Here is a 14444-nt window from a genome sequence, read left to right on the forward strand (position 1 = left end):
CCGATGGACCTCGATGCGCTGCGCCACGGCAACTTCGCCAAGCTCGGTGAAGCGGTCACCGACTGGGAACAGATGACGAAGAAGCTGGCCGCCCTGAAGAAGGACGCCGAGGACAACCTGAAGGCGAAGGCCGACAAGGCGAACTGGGCGGGGATCAACGCCACCGTCACCCGTGAGTTCATCGCCAAGACCGCCGCCGAATTCGCCGACGCGCACACCCAGGCCGAATCGATCACCAGGATCCTCAGCGACACACGCGCAGAACTCGTCAGTTATCGCACCCAGCTGAACGAGGCGATCGAGCGAGCCTCGGAGCAGCACGTCACGGTGATCGACACCGGCGGGGGCACGTTCACCGTAGCCGGCAACACCCGGCCCGACTGGGCATCGGATCCCAGCGGCAACACCGGCGCGACGGACCCGAAGGTCGTGACCGCCTTTCGCGAGGAGATCGAGGGCATCCTGACGAAGGCGACGCAGAGCGACACCTCTGCCGCACAGGCCCTGCTTCTCCTCGCAGACCAGGCCGAGTACGGCTTCGCGGACGCTTCCTATGCCGATCGAGACGAGGCGGTGGAGGCCGTCGCGGCTGCGGAGAAGCTGGCGAAGATGGCCAGGAGTCCGATCGCGATGACACTCGACGACATCGCCGCCTTCGACCGGACGATGGCGGCGTACCATGACGACCCCTTGTTCGCGGAGCAGTTCGCGAAGTGTCTGGGCGCCAAGGGGACGCTCCAGTTCTGGACGGAGATGGCCCAGGCTCACGCCGGTGCCAGGGGCGCGGAACTCGATGCGATGAAAAGCCTCCAGACCAACATGGGGCTCACTCTGGCCACGGCGACCTTTTCGGACTCGGACGCCATGCAGGACTGGAAGAGGAATCTGATCGCCGAACGCAACACCGCATTCCACGCCACGTTTTCCTCCGGTGCTACCGGCGCCCTCGGTGCCCAGGTGATCAGCAGCCTCATGAGCCGGGGCCGGTTCGACACCGAATTCCTCGACGACTACCGGGAGAAGATCTTCAAGGCGGACAAGGCGGCAGGGGAATCGGGCACGCACGACCTGTGGGTCAAGGGCTACGACGCGCTGGACCTCGTCTTCGGCGACGGCAACGGCCGCGATCCGCTGAAGGGACTGTTCGACGGCCTCTCGCACAATCCCGAAGCCGCCGAGCACGCTTTCGAGTCCAAAGCGGACCTGGACCACATGCTCGGCACCACCCGGTACACGGACCGGGGAGAATCCCTCGGGCACGCCCTGGAGAGCGCGGTCACCGGGGTCGCGGCCGGCGACACCGGCGCGTCGGCCCCACCGCACAGTTCCGCACAAGTGGAGATCATGTCGAACGTGATGGAGGCGGTGGCACAGCCCGGCAGCGGTGCGGGACTCGTGGGCAAGGGTCTGGGAAGCAGCTTCGGGAACATGGCTGCTTCTTATATGCCTGAAATCAGCCAGACGTTGGCCGGGCACGGCGCTGAACCGATCTTTCTCACCAACAGTGCCGATTCCGACGGCCTGGGGAAAGTACCGAATGTGGTGCGTTTCCTCTCCGCTGTGTCCGCAGACCCGTCGGGAAGAGCGGGGATCGTCCTGGGGGAGAGCATCTACAGCAGCGGGCTCATCGAGTCCCATCTGGCGGATCCGTCCTTGTTCGACGGCAGCCGTACGCAGGTTCTTCAAGAGATCGGCAAGAACGCCGGCACCATCGAAGGCATCGTCGCTCACTCGGTCGCCGACGACGAAGTACGCGCTTCTGTGAAGTCCGAGACGGAGTACAACGACGCCTTGAAGTCGAAGGGGGACATCGCCAAGACCTGGATCACGGTCGGCAGTACCTTCGTGGAATTCTCCGACGCGCACGGGGGTGCGACGATGGGGGCTGTGGTCGGCGGGGGGATCGGCGCTGTCGCGGGAGCCGCGGTCGACCGCCTGCTCGAGGGTCAGAAGATGGACGGCTCACGTGACGAAGCCCTGTACCGCAGCGCGATGGACCTTTACGACTCGCGGGACTCGGTGAGCCGGCAGACGCAGTGGGCGGCTCAGGAGACCATCGGCCGTCATCGGCTCGACATGCCCCGGGCCGGTACCGACAACGTGCTCCGTGATGCCGTGGCCGTCGGCTGGGACGCCGCGAGCGAGTTTCTGAGCGGAACGAGGGAGCGTCCGAATGCATGAGAGCGGACGGCGGGCCCTGTCCCAGTACACGGGTAAGGCCTTTGTCTTCTCCCTGGCGGGCCTCTGCCTCGCGGGTCTCGGTGTCTGGTTCGGGTATCAGCAGTTCTTCACCAAGGGGCTTGAACGCCTGCCGTCGAAGGTCTGTGAGAAGACCGTCCAGCGGGACATGGTGACCCGGGTCCTGCCAGAGGCGCGATCGGCGCAGGAAGGGTCCAGGCGGGAGAAAGCGGGCAGCGATCTCACGTTCTCCTGCCACGTGGTGACGAGCGACGACGCCTCGCTCCTGGGCAAGGCGGAGGTGAGGCCCGTCTCCAGGACGGCGTGGCTCAAGAGTTACCGGGGAGCCGGCGGCGAGAAGCGGCTCGTCCGCGTGTCCGCCGACGGCGTCGAGGCCCTGGCCCGCGTCGGTGACGAAGATCCCGTCTCGGCGGTGTACGTGCCCTGCACGCCCCCCACTGTGCCTCCGTACAACGCCTCCGAGGAGTACGCGGTCGCCACCGAGGTGACCGTGAGCACCTATGGAAAGGCCGCGGCCGTCACTGGCGCGGCACTGCGGCAGACCCTGACCGACATCGCCTACCGGCTCACCGAACACGCCTACAGACTGGCCGAGTGCAAGGCGCCGCGCGATTTTCCCGAGGAACTGCCTCGCTATGCGGAGCGGTGACACAGAACGAGGAGATGCGGTGCCGCCTCGACGGGCGGGGGGCCGCAGGCCGATGCCGGCCGGAGCGCCGAGTTCCCGTCCCGGCGGTCCCAAGGCTGCCGCGGCTCCGACGGACAATCGACAGCGCGGCGTTCACCCCAGCGGCTTGATCAGCGTGTACTCCGTGGTTCCCGGGGGATAGTCGGGGATCGCGCAGACCACCTTGTAGCCGTGTCTGCGGTAGAACTCCGGGGCTTGGAAGTCCCAGGTCTCCAGGCGGGCGCCGTGGCAGTCGCGTTGGGTGCGGGCCATGCGTTCGGCGCGGGTCAGCAGGCGGGAGCCGAGGCCCGCGCCGCGGTGGCGGCCGTCGACCCACAGGTACGCGACGTGCAGCCAGGTCGCCCAGGTGTGCCCCACCAGGCCGCCGGCCAGCGCGCCCGACTCGTCCAGCGCCCACACGTGCAGGGGGATCTCTCGTTCGGCGGGGGTCCCGCGCAGGGCGGCCAGGACGGGGGAGGCCGCCGTGTTGGTGTCACGGAGGCGGGAGCGGAGCAGATCTCGACGCTCTTTGTCTACTTTCGCCTCGATACGAAACATGCGGCACACCCTAGGCCCTGTCGTCGAATTCCCGCCTGCATCGCGACGCCATGCACGCACTCTCGCCGCACCGGGCCCAGACCCGAGTACGTCCGGTACGAGGGTCAGGGCCCGGCACGCCGAGAGCACGCACCTGACGCCGCGAGGCCCGCCCTCCGGGCGGACGACGGGAATGTGACGACAGGACCTAGACGCGCTCGTCGGCCAGTTCTGTGAAATTCCTTCCCCTCCCGGCCCCCGGTCGTACTCTGAGGAGCGGTACCGGTGGGGGCCGGTGCCGATCAGGGGGCGAGACAGCCGGGTACGGCGCCCGAAGTGGGGGTAGCACTTCCGCATGGCGGCGGCCGTGCGGTCCAGCGGCCCCGGGCGCCGTGCCCGCGCCGCCGGCCTCCTCGGCAGGGTCGGCCGTCGTCTTCGGTGACGGGAATCCCCTGCTTCGTGAAGGAGCCCGGGGAAGGGGGTTTCAGTGGTTCGAGTCCGCGTCCTGGTCGTCGACGACCACCGTATTTTCGCCGAGTCCCTGGCCGCCGCCCTGGCCGCCGAGCCGGACGTCGACGTGTTCGCGGCCGGCTCCGGACCGGCCGCCCTGCGCAGCCTGGAGCGGGCCGCCGCCGAGGGCCGCCGCTTCGACGTGCTGCTCGTCGACGCGGACCTCGGCGGCAACGTGCCCGGCGGGCGCGCGCCCGTCCCCGTGCAGGAGGGCGACGCCGACGGCCTGGTGGACGGGATCTCCCTGGTGGCCGGGGTGCGCGGCACCCAGCCCGGCGTACGGACCGTCGTCCTCGCCGAGAAGGACGACCCGCGGCGGGCGGCGCTCGCCCTGCAGGCCGGCGCCTGCGGCTGGGTCGCCAAGGACTGCTCGCTGTCGCGGCTGCTCACCGTCATCCGCGGGGTGCTGCGCGACGAGACGCACCTGCCGCCCGCCCTGCTCACCGGCGTGCTGCGGGAGCTGACCGCCGCCCGCAAGCACCGCACCGAGAGCGAACGCCTGGTGGAGTCGCTGACCCCGCGCGAGCGGGAGGTGCTGCGCTGCATGGTCGCCGGGCTCGGACGCAAGGCCGTCGCCGAACGGCTCTACCTGTCCCCGCACACCGTCCGCACCCACATGCAGAACGTGCTGGGCAAGCTCGGTGTGCACTCCACCCTGGCCGCCGTCGCACTGGCCCGCCGGGCCGGTGTGGGTCCCGCGGATCTGGGATCAGCCGGGGATGTTGTCGAACGGGGCGGTCAACTGGCGTAGCAGAGCGGCCAGTTCGGAGCGCTGGGCGGCGGACAGCTCGCCGAGGATCGCGCGCTCCTGGTCCAGCAGGCCGGCCAGGGACTGGTCGGCGCGGTCGCGGCCCTCGTCCGTGAGGCGGACCAGGACGCCCCGCCGGTCGCTGGGGTCGGGCAGACGCTCGACCAGGCCCTTCTTCGCGAGCCGGTCGATGCGGTTGGTCATCGTGCCCGAGGTGACCAGGGTCTGGGTGAGCAGCTGTCCGGGCGAGAGCTGGTACGGCGCGCCCGCGCGGCGCAGCGCGGTCAGCACGTCGAACTCCCAGGGCTCCAGACTGTGCTCGGAGAAGGCCAGCCGGCGGGCGCGGTCCAGGTGCCGGGCCAGCCTGCTCACGCGGCTCAGCACCTCGAGCGGTTCCACGTCGAGGTCCGGGCGCTCCCGGCGCCACGCTGCGACCAGCCGATCGACCTCGTCCTCCATGCGATCAGTGTAGTGGTTGTGTCGATGTGAAGTCTCTTGATATCAACTATCTTGGCATCAAGAGAGATTCCGCCGTGCGGACCACGGGACTCCGGCTCCCGTGACGTCAAGGAGGCCGCCATGCCCGCCGACCACGCCCACGACATCCACAGCCCCACCTGGGACCCCGCCCAGTACCTGCGCCACGCCGACCACCGCGCCCGCCCCTTCACCGACCTGCTCGCCCGGATCCCGGCCCTGCCCGCGCGGCCGCCGGGGGACGCCCCCCGCATCGCCGACCTCGGCTGCGGCCCCGGCAACGTCACCGTGCTCCTCGCCGCCCGCTGGCCCACCGCCCGCATCACCGGCTACGACAACGCGCCCGAGATGCTGGACAGGGCGACGGTGGAACACGCGGGCCCCACCCCGGGCGGGGGCCTGCTCGACTTCGCCCGCGCCGACGCCCGGACCTGGACGCCCCGGGAACCCTTCGACCTGATCGTCAGCAACGCCACCCTCCAGTGGGTGCCCGGCCACACCGGCCGCTTCGCCGACTGGATCGCCGCACTGCGTCCCGGCGGCACCTTCGCCTTCCAGGTCCCCGGCAACTTCTCGGCCCCCAGCCACCGGCTGATGCGCGCCCTCGCCCACGCGCCCCGCTGGCGCGACCGCCTCGGCGACGTCCTGCGGCACGAGGACGCCGTGCGAGAACCCGCCGCGTACCTGGAGGAGCTGATCGGCCTCGGCTGCACGGCGGACGTGTGGGAGACGACGTACCTGCACCTGCTGCACGGGCCGGACCCGGTCCTGGACTGGGTGAAGGGGACCGGACTGCGCCCCGTCCTCACCGCGCTCGCCGACGACCCCGGGGCCCGCGACGCCTTCCTCGACGAGTACCGGACCGCCCTGCGCGAGGCCTACCCGGCCGGTGCGCACGGCACCCCGTTCCCCTTCCGCCGCATCTTCGCCGTCGCCACCAAGGAGGCGTGAACCGTGCTCGCCGCGATCGACCACGTCCAGCTCGCCGCCCCGCCCGGCCACGAGGACGCACTGCGGGCGTACTACGCCGGTGTCCTCGGCATGACCGAGATCCCCAAGCCGCCCGTCCTGGCCGCCCGGGGCGGCTGCTGGTTCCAGGCCGGGACCGTCCAGCTCCACCTGGGCGTCGAAGAGGACTTCAGGCCCGCGAAGAAGGCCCACCCGGGCCTGCGGGTCACGGACATCGAGGCGTACGCCGCCCGCCTGGCCGCCCGCGGCGCCCCGGTCACCTGGGACGCCGGCCTGCCGGGCCACCGGCGCTTCTACTCCGAGGACCCGGTGGGCAACCGGCTGGAGTTCCTGGAACCGGCCGGCTGAGCGCCGGCGCCCCGCGGTCCCGGCACCCGCCGGCGACGGGCCGGCCGCCGGCTCAGCTCTTGCGGTGCCCTATCAGCCGCGGCTTCGGCTCCAGGCCGTCCAGCCCGTGCCAGGCCAGGTTCACCAGGTGGGCGGCGACCTCCGCCTTCTTCGGGCGGCGCACGTCCAGCCACCACTGGCCGGTCAGCGCGACCATGCCGACCAGGGCCTGCGCGTACAGCGGCGCCAGCTTCGGGTCGAAGCCGCGGGACTTGAACTCCCGGCCCAGGATGTCCTCCACCTGGGTGGCGATGTCCGAGATGAGGGACGCGAAGGAACCCGTGGACTGCGGGATGGGCGAGTCACGGACGAGGATGCGGAAGCCGTCCGTGTACTCCTCGATGTAGTCCAGGAGGGCGAAGGCCGCCTGCTCGCACAGCTCCCGCGGGTGGCCGGCCGTCAGCGAGCCGGTCACCATGTCCAGCAGCCGCCGCATCTCGCGGTCCACCACCACCGCGTACAGGCCCTCCTTGCCGCCGAAGTGCTCGTACACCACCGGCTTGGACACCCCGGCCTTCGCCGCGATCTCCTCCACCGACGTGCCCTCGAAGCCCTTCGCCGCGAACAGGGTGCGACCGATCTCCAGCAGCTGCTGGCGGCGCTCGGCACCGGTCATCCGGGTGCGACGCGCACGCCGCGGCTTGTCATTGCTGGGGGTGCTGGAGTCGGTCGCCACGGCGTCAATCATGCCGCCTCGGCGGTTTCCCTCCGGCGCCGGGAGCCGTCTTCGCCGGTGTTGCGCCGGGAATCGATACGCGAGCGTGACGGCCAGCGCACGTCGTACGCCCAGCCCAGTCGCTCGCACCAGCGGATGATCCGCGCCGAGGAGTCGAGCTGGCCGCGCTCCACGCCGTGCCGGGCGGAGGTCGGGTCGGCGTGGTGCAGGTTGTGCCAGGACTCGCCGCACGACAGGATCGCCAGCCACCACACGTTGCCCGAGCGGTCCCGCGACTTGAACGGCCGCTTGCCCACCGCGTGGCAGATCGAGTTGATCGACCACGTCACGTGGTGCAGCAGGGCCACCCGGACGAGTGAACCCCAGAAGAGCCCGGTGAACGCGCCCCACCACGACATCGTCACCACACCGCCGATCAGCGGCGGCAGCCCCAGCGACACGACCGTCCACAGCACGAACTGGCGGGAGATCCGCCGCATCGCCGGGTCCTTGACCAGATCCGGCGCGTACTTCTCCTGCGGCGTCTGCTCCTCGTCGAACATCCAGCCCACGTGAGCCCACCACAGGCCCTTCATCAGCGCCGGGACCGTCTCCCCGTACCGCCACGGCGAATGCGGGTCGCCCTCGTGGTCGGAGAACTTGTGGTGCCTGCGGTGGTCGGCCACCCACCGCACCAGCGGGCCCTCCACCGCCATCGAGCCGGCGATGGCCAGCGCGATCTTCAACGGCCGCTTGGCCTTGAAGGACCCGTGCGTGAAGTGCCGGTGGAAGCCGATCGTGATGCCGTGGCAGCCGAGGAAGTAGAAGAAGACCAGCAGACCGAGGTCCAGCCAGCTCACCCCCCACCCCCACGCCAGCGGCACGGCCGCCAGCAGCGCGAGGAACGGGACGGTGATGAACAGCAGCAGCGTGATCTGCTCGATCGAACGCTTCTGCTCGCCTCCCAGGGTGGCGGAGCGCGGCGCGCCGGCGGCCGCCTCCGGGGCGTCGTCGATCACATCGGAGGAGCTTGAGGTCATGGGCGTCCCCTGTGGGGTCGAGGGTCGAGACAGGTGCCGGGGGCTTCGCAACCGTTCAGCTCCCTACGGTTCCGTAACCTACGGCGACGTAAGTATGGCAGTGCGTCGCCGCGCGGCAAGAGCCCCTGGCCTGCGCGTCCCACCCGGCACCTAGACTTGGTCCCGGTCGGACAGCGCGGTCCGCTGAAGAAGATTCCTTCCCGGATGCCCGGCCCGTATGCGGCACCCGCCGCGCGGCACCCGTCCGGGTTCCCTCTCAGAAGAGCTTCCACACTGCAAGGAGCCGCACCTGTGAGCAGTGCCGACGACCAGACGACGACCAGCAGCGAGCTGCGCGCCGACATCCGCCGACTGGGTGACCTCCTCGGGGAGACCCTGGTGAGGCAGGAGGGCCCCGAGCTTCTCGACCTCGTGGAGAAGGTGCGCCGCCTCACCCGTGAGGACGGCGAAGCCGCCGCCGAGCTGCTGCGCGGCACCGAACTGGAGACCGCGGCCAAGCTGGTCCGCGCCTTCTCCACCTACTTCCACCTCGCCAACGTCACCGAGCAGGTGCACCGCGGCCGCGAGCTGCGCGCCCGCCGCGCCGCCGAGGGCGGCCTGCTGGCCCGAACCGCCGACCAGCTCAAGGACGCCGACCCCGAGCACCTGCGCCAGACCGTCCAGCACCTCAACGTCCGGCCGGTGTTCACCGCCCACCCCACCGAGGCGGCCCGCCGCTCGGTCCTCAACAAGCTCCGGCGCATCGGCGCCCTCCTGGAGACCCCGGTCGTCGAGTCCGACCGCCGCCGCCTGGACACCCGCCTCGCCGAGAACATCGACCTCGTCTGGCAGACCGACGAACTGCGCGTCGTACGCCCCGAACCCACCGACGAGGCCCGCAACGCCATCTACTACCTGGACGAACTCCACGCCGGCGCCGTCGGCGACGTCCTGGAGGACCTCACCGCCGAACTGGAGCGCGTCGGCGTCAAGCTCCCCGACGAGACCCGCCCCCTCTCCTTCGGCACCTGGATCGGCGGCGACCGCGACGGCAACCCCAACGTCACCCCCGCCGTCACCTGGGACGTGCTGATCCTCCAGCACGAGCACGGCATCAACGACGCCCTCGACACCATCGACGAGCTGCGCGCCTTCCTGTCCAACTCCATCCGCTACAGCGGCGCCACCGAGGAACTGCTCCAGTCCCTCCAGGCGGACCTGGAGAACCTGCCCGAGATCAGCCCCCGCTACAAGCGGCTCAACGCCGAGGAGCCCTACCGGCTCAAGGCCACCTGCATCCGGCAGAAGCTCGTCAACACCAAGCAGCGCCTGGCCAAGGGCACCCCGCACGTCGCGGGCCGCGACTACCTCGGCACCGCCGAACTCCTCGCCGACCTGCGCCTCATCCAGGACTCGCTGCGCGAGCACCGCGGCGCCCTCTTCGCCGACGGCCGCCTCGGCCGCACCATCCGCACCCTGGCCGCCTTCGGCCTCCAGCTCGCCACCATGGACGTCCGCGAACACGCCGACGCCCACCACCACGCCCTCGGCCAGCTCTTCGACCGGCTCGGCGAGGAGTCCTGGCGCTACGCCGACATGCCCCGCGAGTACCGCACCAAGCTGCTCGCCAAGGAACTCAGGTCCAGAAGGCCGCTCGCCCCCACCCCCGCCCCCGTCGACGAGGCCGGCGCCAAGACCCTCGGCGTGTTCGAGACGGTCAAGCGCGCCCTGGACGTCTTCGGCCCCGAGGTCGTCGAGTCCTACATCATCTCCATGTGCCAGGGCGCCGACGACGTCTTCGCCGCCGCCGTCCTCGCCCGCGAGGCCGGCCTGCTCGACCTGCACGCCGGCTGGGCCAAGATCGGCATCGTGCCGCTCCTGGAGACCACCGACGAGCTGAAGGCCGCCGACACCATCCTGGAGGACATGCTCTCCGACCCGTCCTACCGGCGCCTGGTCGCGCTGCGCGGCGACGTCCAGGAGGTCATGCTCGGCTACTCCGACTCCTCCAAGTTCGGCGGCATCACCACCAGCCAGTGGGAGATCCACCGGGCCCAGCGCCGGCTGCGCGACGTCGCCCACCGCTACGGCGTACGGCTGCGCCTCTTCCACGGCCGCGGCGGCACCGTCGGCCGCGGCGGCGGCCCCACCCACGACGCCATCCTCGCCCAGCCCTGGGGCACCCTGGAGGGCGAGATCAAGGTCACCGAGCAGGGCGAGGTCATCTCCGACAAGTACCTCATCCCCTCGCTGGCCCGGGAGAACCTGGAACTGACCGTCGCGGCCAGCCTCCAGGCCTCCGCCCTGCACACCGCCCCCCGCCAGTCCGACGAGGCCCTCGCCCGCTGGGACGCGGCCATGGACGTCGTCTCCGACGCCGCCCACGCCGCCTACCGCAGGCTCGTCGAGGACCCCGACCTGCCCGCCTACTTCTTCGCCTCCACCCCCGTGGACCAGCTCGCCGACCTGCACATCGGCTCCCGGCCCTCACGCCGCCCCGACTCCGGAGCCGGACTGGACGGCCTGCGCGCCATCCCGTGGGTGTTCGGCTGGACCCAGTCCCGGCAGATCGTCCCCGGCTGGTTCGGCGTCGGCTCCGGCCTGAAGGCGCTGCGCGAGGCGGGCGTACGGCAGGAGGGCGAGAGCGTCCTGGAGGAGATGCACGAGCGCTGGCACTTCTTCCGCAACTTCATCTCCAACGTCGAGATGACGCTCGCCAAGACCGACCTGCGCATCGCCCAGCACTACGTCGACACCCTCGTCCCCGACGAGCTGAAGCACGTCTTCGACGTCATCAGGGCCGAGCACGAACTCACCGTGGCCGAGGTCCTGCGCGTCACCGGCGAGCGTGAACTCCTCGACGCCCAGCCCGTCCTGAAGCAGACCTTCGCCATCCGCGACGCCTACCTCGACCCGATCTCCTACCTCCAGGTCGCCCTGCTCAAGCGGCAGCGCGACGCGGCGGCGGCGGACCAGGACGCCGACCCGCTGCTCTCGCGGGCCCTGCTCCTGACGGTCAACGGCGTGGCGGCCGGCCTGCGCAACACCGGCTGACCGCCCCGCACCCGACAGTGCCCCCGGCCCGCACGGACCGGGGGCACCCCCACGTCCTCACGGCCCGCGGCTCACAGCGCCACGAACGCCGCCGTCAGCAGGGCGATCCCCGCCCCCGCCAGCACCCACGCGGCCCGCACCCGGCGCAGCCCGCCGGCCACCACCACCGAGGCCAGCAGAAGAGCCCCGCCCAGCGGCGCCCACGCGTACAGGACCCCCGCCGCACCCGAGCGCAGCACCTCGTCCGTGCCCGGCTTCACGACGACGTCGTACGTCTGTCCCCTGCGCACCGCCACCGTGTGCGCGATCTCCACCCGGCGGGCCGCCGACCCCGCCGAGGCGGGCGTGTACGGGCCGCTGCACATGTCGTCCCCGCACCGCGTGACCTCGACCCTCCCCCGCTCCCGCCCCTTGGTCAGCATCACGTACGGCGCACTGCTCCAGGACGCCCACACGCCGGCCACCAGGATCAGCACCGCGACCGCCCCCATCGAGGCCACCCGCCCGAAGCGCAGCGCGGCCCGGGAGGCCTGACGGGCCTGGCGCGAGGCGCGGGCCTGACGGGAACGAGGGGCACTGGCGGCGGCAGGCATGGCCGGGATCATTGGCCATGTGCCCGCGCGCGGTCAACTCCCGTGCCCGCGGGCGCGGGACAAGTCAGGAGTTGTACGCGCTTTGCGCCCGCTCCAGACCCTCCGCCAGCAGACACTCCACCGAGTCCGCCGCCCGGTCCACGAAGTAGTCCAGCTCCTTGCGCTCCGCCGACGCGAAGTCCTTCAGCACGTAGTCCGCCACCTGCATCCGGCCCGGCGGACGACCGATCCCGAACCGCACCCGGTGGTAGTCCGCGCCCATCGCCTTCGTCATCGACTTCAGACCGTTGTGCCCGTTGTCGCCGCCGCCCAGCTTCAGCCGCAGCGTGCCGTAGTCGATGTCCAGCTCGTCGTGGACCGCCACGATGTTGCCGAGCGGCACCTTGTAGAAGTCCCGCAGCGCGTTCACCGGACCGCCCGACAGGTTCATGAAGGACATCGGCTTCACCAGGACCACCCGGCGGCTGCCCGGCCCCGGCGGACCGATCCGCCCCTCCACCACCTGCGCCTGCGCCTTGCTCGCCCGCTTGAACCGGCCACCGATGCGGCCGGCCAGCAGATCCACCACCATGAAACCGACGTTGTGCCGGTTCATGGCGTACTCCGGTCCGGGATTGCCGAGGCCCACGATCAGCCAGGGCGCGCTCGCGGAAGTCGCCGGGGTGGTCACGTCCATCTCTCCTTGATACGCGCCGGCCGCCGCCCCCAGAAGGAAGCGGCGGCCGGCGAACTGCGCGGGGGGTGAGGGATCAGGCCTCCGCGGCCTCTTCGCCCGCTTCCTCGCCCTCGGCGGACTCCTCGGCCTGCGCGGCCAGGACCTGGAGGACGACGGCGTCCTCCTCGACGGCCAGGGTCACGCCGTTCGGCAGCGCGATGTCCTTGGCGTGGACGGAGGCACCGGCCTCCAGGCCCTCGACGGACACGGTGACCTGCTCCGGGATGTGCGTGGCCTCGGCCTCGACCGGCAGCGCGGACAGGACGTGCTCCAGCAGGTTGCCGCCCGGGGCCAGCTCGCCCTCGGTGTGCACCGGGATCTCGACCGTGACCTTCTCGCCGCGCTTGACCAGCAGCAGGTCGACGTGCTCCAGGAAGCCCTTCAGCGGGTCGCGCTGCACGGCCTTCGGGATCGCCAGCTCGTTGGTCTTGCCGTCGATGTCCAGCGAGATCAGGACGTTCGGCGTACGCAGGGCGAGCAGCAGCTCGTGGCCCGGCAGCGTCAGGTGCAGCGGCTCGGTACCGTGGCCGTACAGCACACCGGGAACCTTGTTCTCACGGCGGACACGGCGGGCGGCACCCTTGCCGAACTCGCTGCGGGTCTCGGCGGAGATCTTCACCTCGGACATGCTCTTCACTCCTCGTAGAAGTAGGGGACAGTGGTCACCCGGCCACACGAACGGCCTGCTACGAAGAGCGCGTCGATAACGGACCGCCGTATCCGTCCGAGAACGGCTACGGCCTCCCTCGCCGAGCAACTTGAGCAGTCTACTCGGCAGGGGAGGCCGAACCCAAAACGATCTCCAGCGGTCGGCGGAACCGACAGAATGATCGTTACTGCGCGGTATTCACGGCACGGTGAACGTCACGGCACCGTGAGCGTCACCGCGCGACGAGCATCACTGCTCGTCGAACAGGCTCGTCACCGAACCGTCCTCGAACACCTCACGCACCGCACTCGCGATCGTCGGCGCGATCGACAGCACCGTGATCTTGTCCAGCTCCAGCTCACTCGGCGTCGGCAGCGTGTTCGTGAACACGAACTCGCTCACCTTGGAGTTCTTCAGCCGGTCCGCCGCCGGACCCGACAGCACACCGTGCGTCGCCGTCACGATGACGTCCTCCGCGCCGTGCGCGAACAACGCGTCCGCCGCGGCACAGATCGTGCCACCGGTGTCGATCATGTCGTCCACCAGAACACAGATCCGGCCCTTCACATCACCCACCACCTCGTGCACGGTGACCTGATTCGCCACATCCTTGTCCCGGCGCTTGTGCACGATCGCCAGCGGCGCGCCCAGCCGGTCGCACCAGCGGTCCGCAACCCGCACCCGCCCGGCGTCCGGCGAGACCACCGTCAGCTTGTTGCGGTCCACCTTGCTGCCCACGTAGTCCGCCAGCAGCGGCAGCGCGAACAGATGGTCCACCGGACCGTCGAAGAAGCCCTGGATCTGGTCCGTGTGCAGATCCACCGCGAGGATCCGGTCCGCACCCGCGGTCTTCATCAGGTCCGCCACCAGACGCGCCGAGATCGGTTCACGCCCGCGGTGCTTCTTGTCCTGCCGCGCGTAACCGTAGAACGGCACGATGACCGTGATCGAACGGGCCGACGCACGCTTCAGCGCGTCGATCATGATGAGCTGCTCCATGATCCACTTGTTGATCGGAGCGGTGTGGCTCTGGATCAGGAAGCAGTCCGCGCCACGGGCCGACTCCTGGTAGCGGACGTAGATCTCACCGTTCGCGAAATCGAACGCCTTGGTCGGGACGACCCCGATCCCCAGCTGGTGGGCGATTTCCTCGGCAAGCTCGGGGTGGGCGCGGCCGGAGAAGAACATCATCTTCTTCTCGCCGGTCGTCTTGATCCCGGTCACAGCACTGTCTCCTCAGAGGGTGTACGCAGCTGGGTGTCGAG

14 protein-coding genes are annotated in these 14444 nt (G+C 70.4%); 6 read left to right on the forward strand and 8 right to left on the reverse strand.

Going from position 1 to position 14444, the window contains the following annotated elements:
* Positions 1-3 precede the first annotated feature (3 nt).
* Both AC6I72_RS18525 and AC6I72_RS18530 read left to right on the forward strand, forming a co-directional pair.
* Entirely contained in the window at positions 4-2181 is a 2178-nt protein-coding gene (locus AC6I72_RS18525) for a hypothetical protein (RefSeq protein ID WP_498004732.1), read from the forward strand.
* Positions 2174-2848, forward strand: a complete 675-nt coding sequence (locus AC6I72_RS18530) for a hypothetical protein (RefSeq protein ID WP_498002059.1) — start codon at positions 2174-2176, stop codon at positions 2846-2848. Before AC6I72_RS18525 ends, AC6I72_RS18530 begins: the two co-directional genes overlap by 8 nt.
* A 132-nt stretch (positions 2849-2980) precedes the next feature.
* On the opposite strand, the gene AC6I72_RS18535 is transcribed toward AC6I72_RS18530, so the two are convergent.
* Complete coding sequence (locus AC6I72_RS18535) at positions 2981-3424, reverse strand: GNAT family N-acetyltransferase (RefSeq protein WP_498002060.1); 444 nt, start codon at positions 3422-3424, stop codon at positions 2981-2983.
* Between the two features lie 466 nt (positions 3425-3890).
* Here AC6I72_RS18535 and AC6I72_RS18540 point away from each other — a divergent pair, with 466 nt between their 5' ends.
* Positions 3891-4664 (forward strand): LuxR C-terminal-related transcriptional regulator, encoded by a 774-nt coding sequence (locus AC6I72_RS18540; protein ID WP_498002061.1) that lies wholly within the window; start codon positions 3891-3893, stop codon positions 4662-4664.
* Here AC6I72_RS18540 and tamR read toward each other — a convergent pair.
* Positions 4623-5120 carry a MarR family transcriptional regulator TamR gene (tamR, locus tag AC6I72_RS18545; protein ID WP_037852775.1) on the reverse strand — a complete coding sequence of 166 codons (498 nt, stop codon included), beginning with the start codon at positions 5118-5120 and terminating at the stop codon, positions 4623-4625. The genes AC6I72_RS18540 and tamR overlap by 42 nt on opposite strands.
* 120 nt (positions 5121-5240) lie before the next feature.
* Between tamR and AC6I72_RS18550 the strand changes: the two genes are divergently transcribed.
* Positions 5241-6089: a trans-aconitate 2-methyltransferase gene (locus AC6I72_RS18550; RefSeq protein ID WP_498002062.1), complete on the forward strand. Its 849-nt coding sequence runs from the start codon at positions 5241-5243 to the stop codon at positions 6087-6089.
* A gap of 3 nt (positions 6090-6092) precedes the next feature.
* Positions 6093-6455 (forward strand): VOC family protein, encoded by a 363-nt coding sequence (locus AC6I72_RS18555; RefSeq protein WP_498002063.1) that lies wholly within the window; start codon positions 6093-6095, stop codon positions 6453-6455.
* A gap of 52 nt (positions 6456-6507) precedes the next feature.
* Here AC6I72_RS18555 and AC6I72_RS18560 read toward each other — a convergent pair whose 3' ends face one another.
* Positions 6508-7182, reverse strand: coding sequence for a TetR/AcrR family transcriptional regulator (locus tag AC6I72_RS18560; RefSeq protein WP_037852782.1), 675 nt, complete (start codon positions 7180-7182; stop codon positions 6508-6510).
* Positions 7179-8189 carry an acyl-CoA desaturase gene (locus AC6I72_RS18565; RefSeq protein WP_498002064.1) on the reverse strand — a complete coding sequence of 337 codons (1011 nt, stop codon included), beginning with the start codon at positions 8187-8189 and terminating at the stop codon, positions 7179-7181. The genes AC6I72_RS18560 and AC6I72_RS18565 overlap by 4 nt, the downstream gene beginning before the upstream one ends.
* A 291-nt stretch (positions 8190-8480) precedes the next feature.
* On the opposite strand from AC6I72_RS18565, the gene ppc reads away from it, so the two are divergent.
* Positions 8481-11222 (forward strand): phosphoenolpyruvate carboxylase, encoded by a 2742-nt coding sequence (gene ppc, locus AC6I72_RS18570; RefSeq protein WP_498002065.1) that lies wholly within the window; start codon positions 8481-8483, stop codon positions 11220-11222.
* A 71-nt stretch (positions 11223-11293) separates the two neighbouring features.
* On the opposite strand, the gene AC6I72_RS18575 is transcribed toward ppc, so the two are convergent.
* The 4 genes from AC6I72_RS18575 to AC6I72_RS18590 all read right to left on the reverse strand — a co-directional run bounded on the left by AC6I72_RS18575 (position 11294) and on the right by AC6I72_RS18590 (position 14403).
* Positions 11294-11827, reverse strand: a complete 534-nt coding sequence (locus tag AC6I72_RS18575; protein ID WP_498002067.1) for a hypothetical protein — start codon at positions 11825-11827, stop codon at positions 11294-11296.
* Positions 11828-11879: 52 nt separating this feature from the next.
* Positions 11880-12491: an aminoacyl-tRNA hydrolase gene (gene pth, locus AC6I72_RS18580; RefSeq protein ID WP_366726633.1), complete on the reverse strand. Its 612-nt coding sequence runs from the start codon at positions 12489-12491 to the stop codon at positions 11880-11882.
* Between the two features lie 73 nt (positions 12492-12564).
* Complete coding sequence (locus AC6I72_RS18585) at positions 12565-13158, reverse strand: 50S ribosomal protein L25/general stress protein Ctc (protein ID WP_498002069.1); 594 nt, start codon at positions 13156-13158, stop codon at positions 12565-12567.
* A 270-nt stretch (positions 13159-13428) separates the two neighbouring features.
* Positions 13429-14403 carry a ribose-phosphate diphosphokinase gene (locus AC6I72_RS18590; RefSeq protein WP_037852794.1) on the reverse strand — a complete coding sequence of 325 codons (975 nt, stop codon included), beginning with the start codon at positions 14401-14403 and terminating at the stop codon, positions 13429-13431.
* Positions 14404-14444: the final 41 nt, after the last annotated feature.

This window comes from Streptomyces sp. Xyl84, assembly GCF_059731885.1.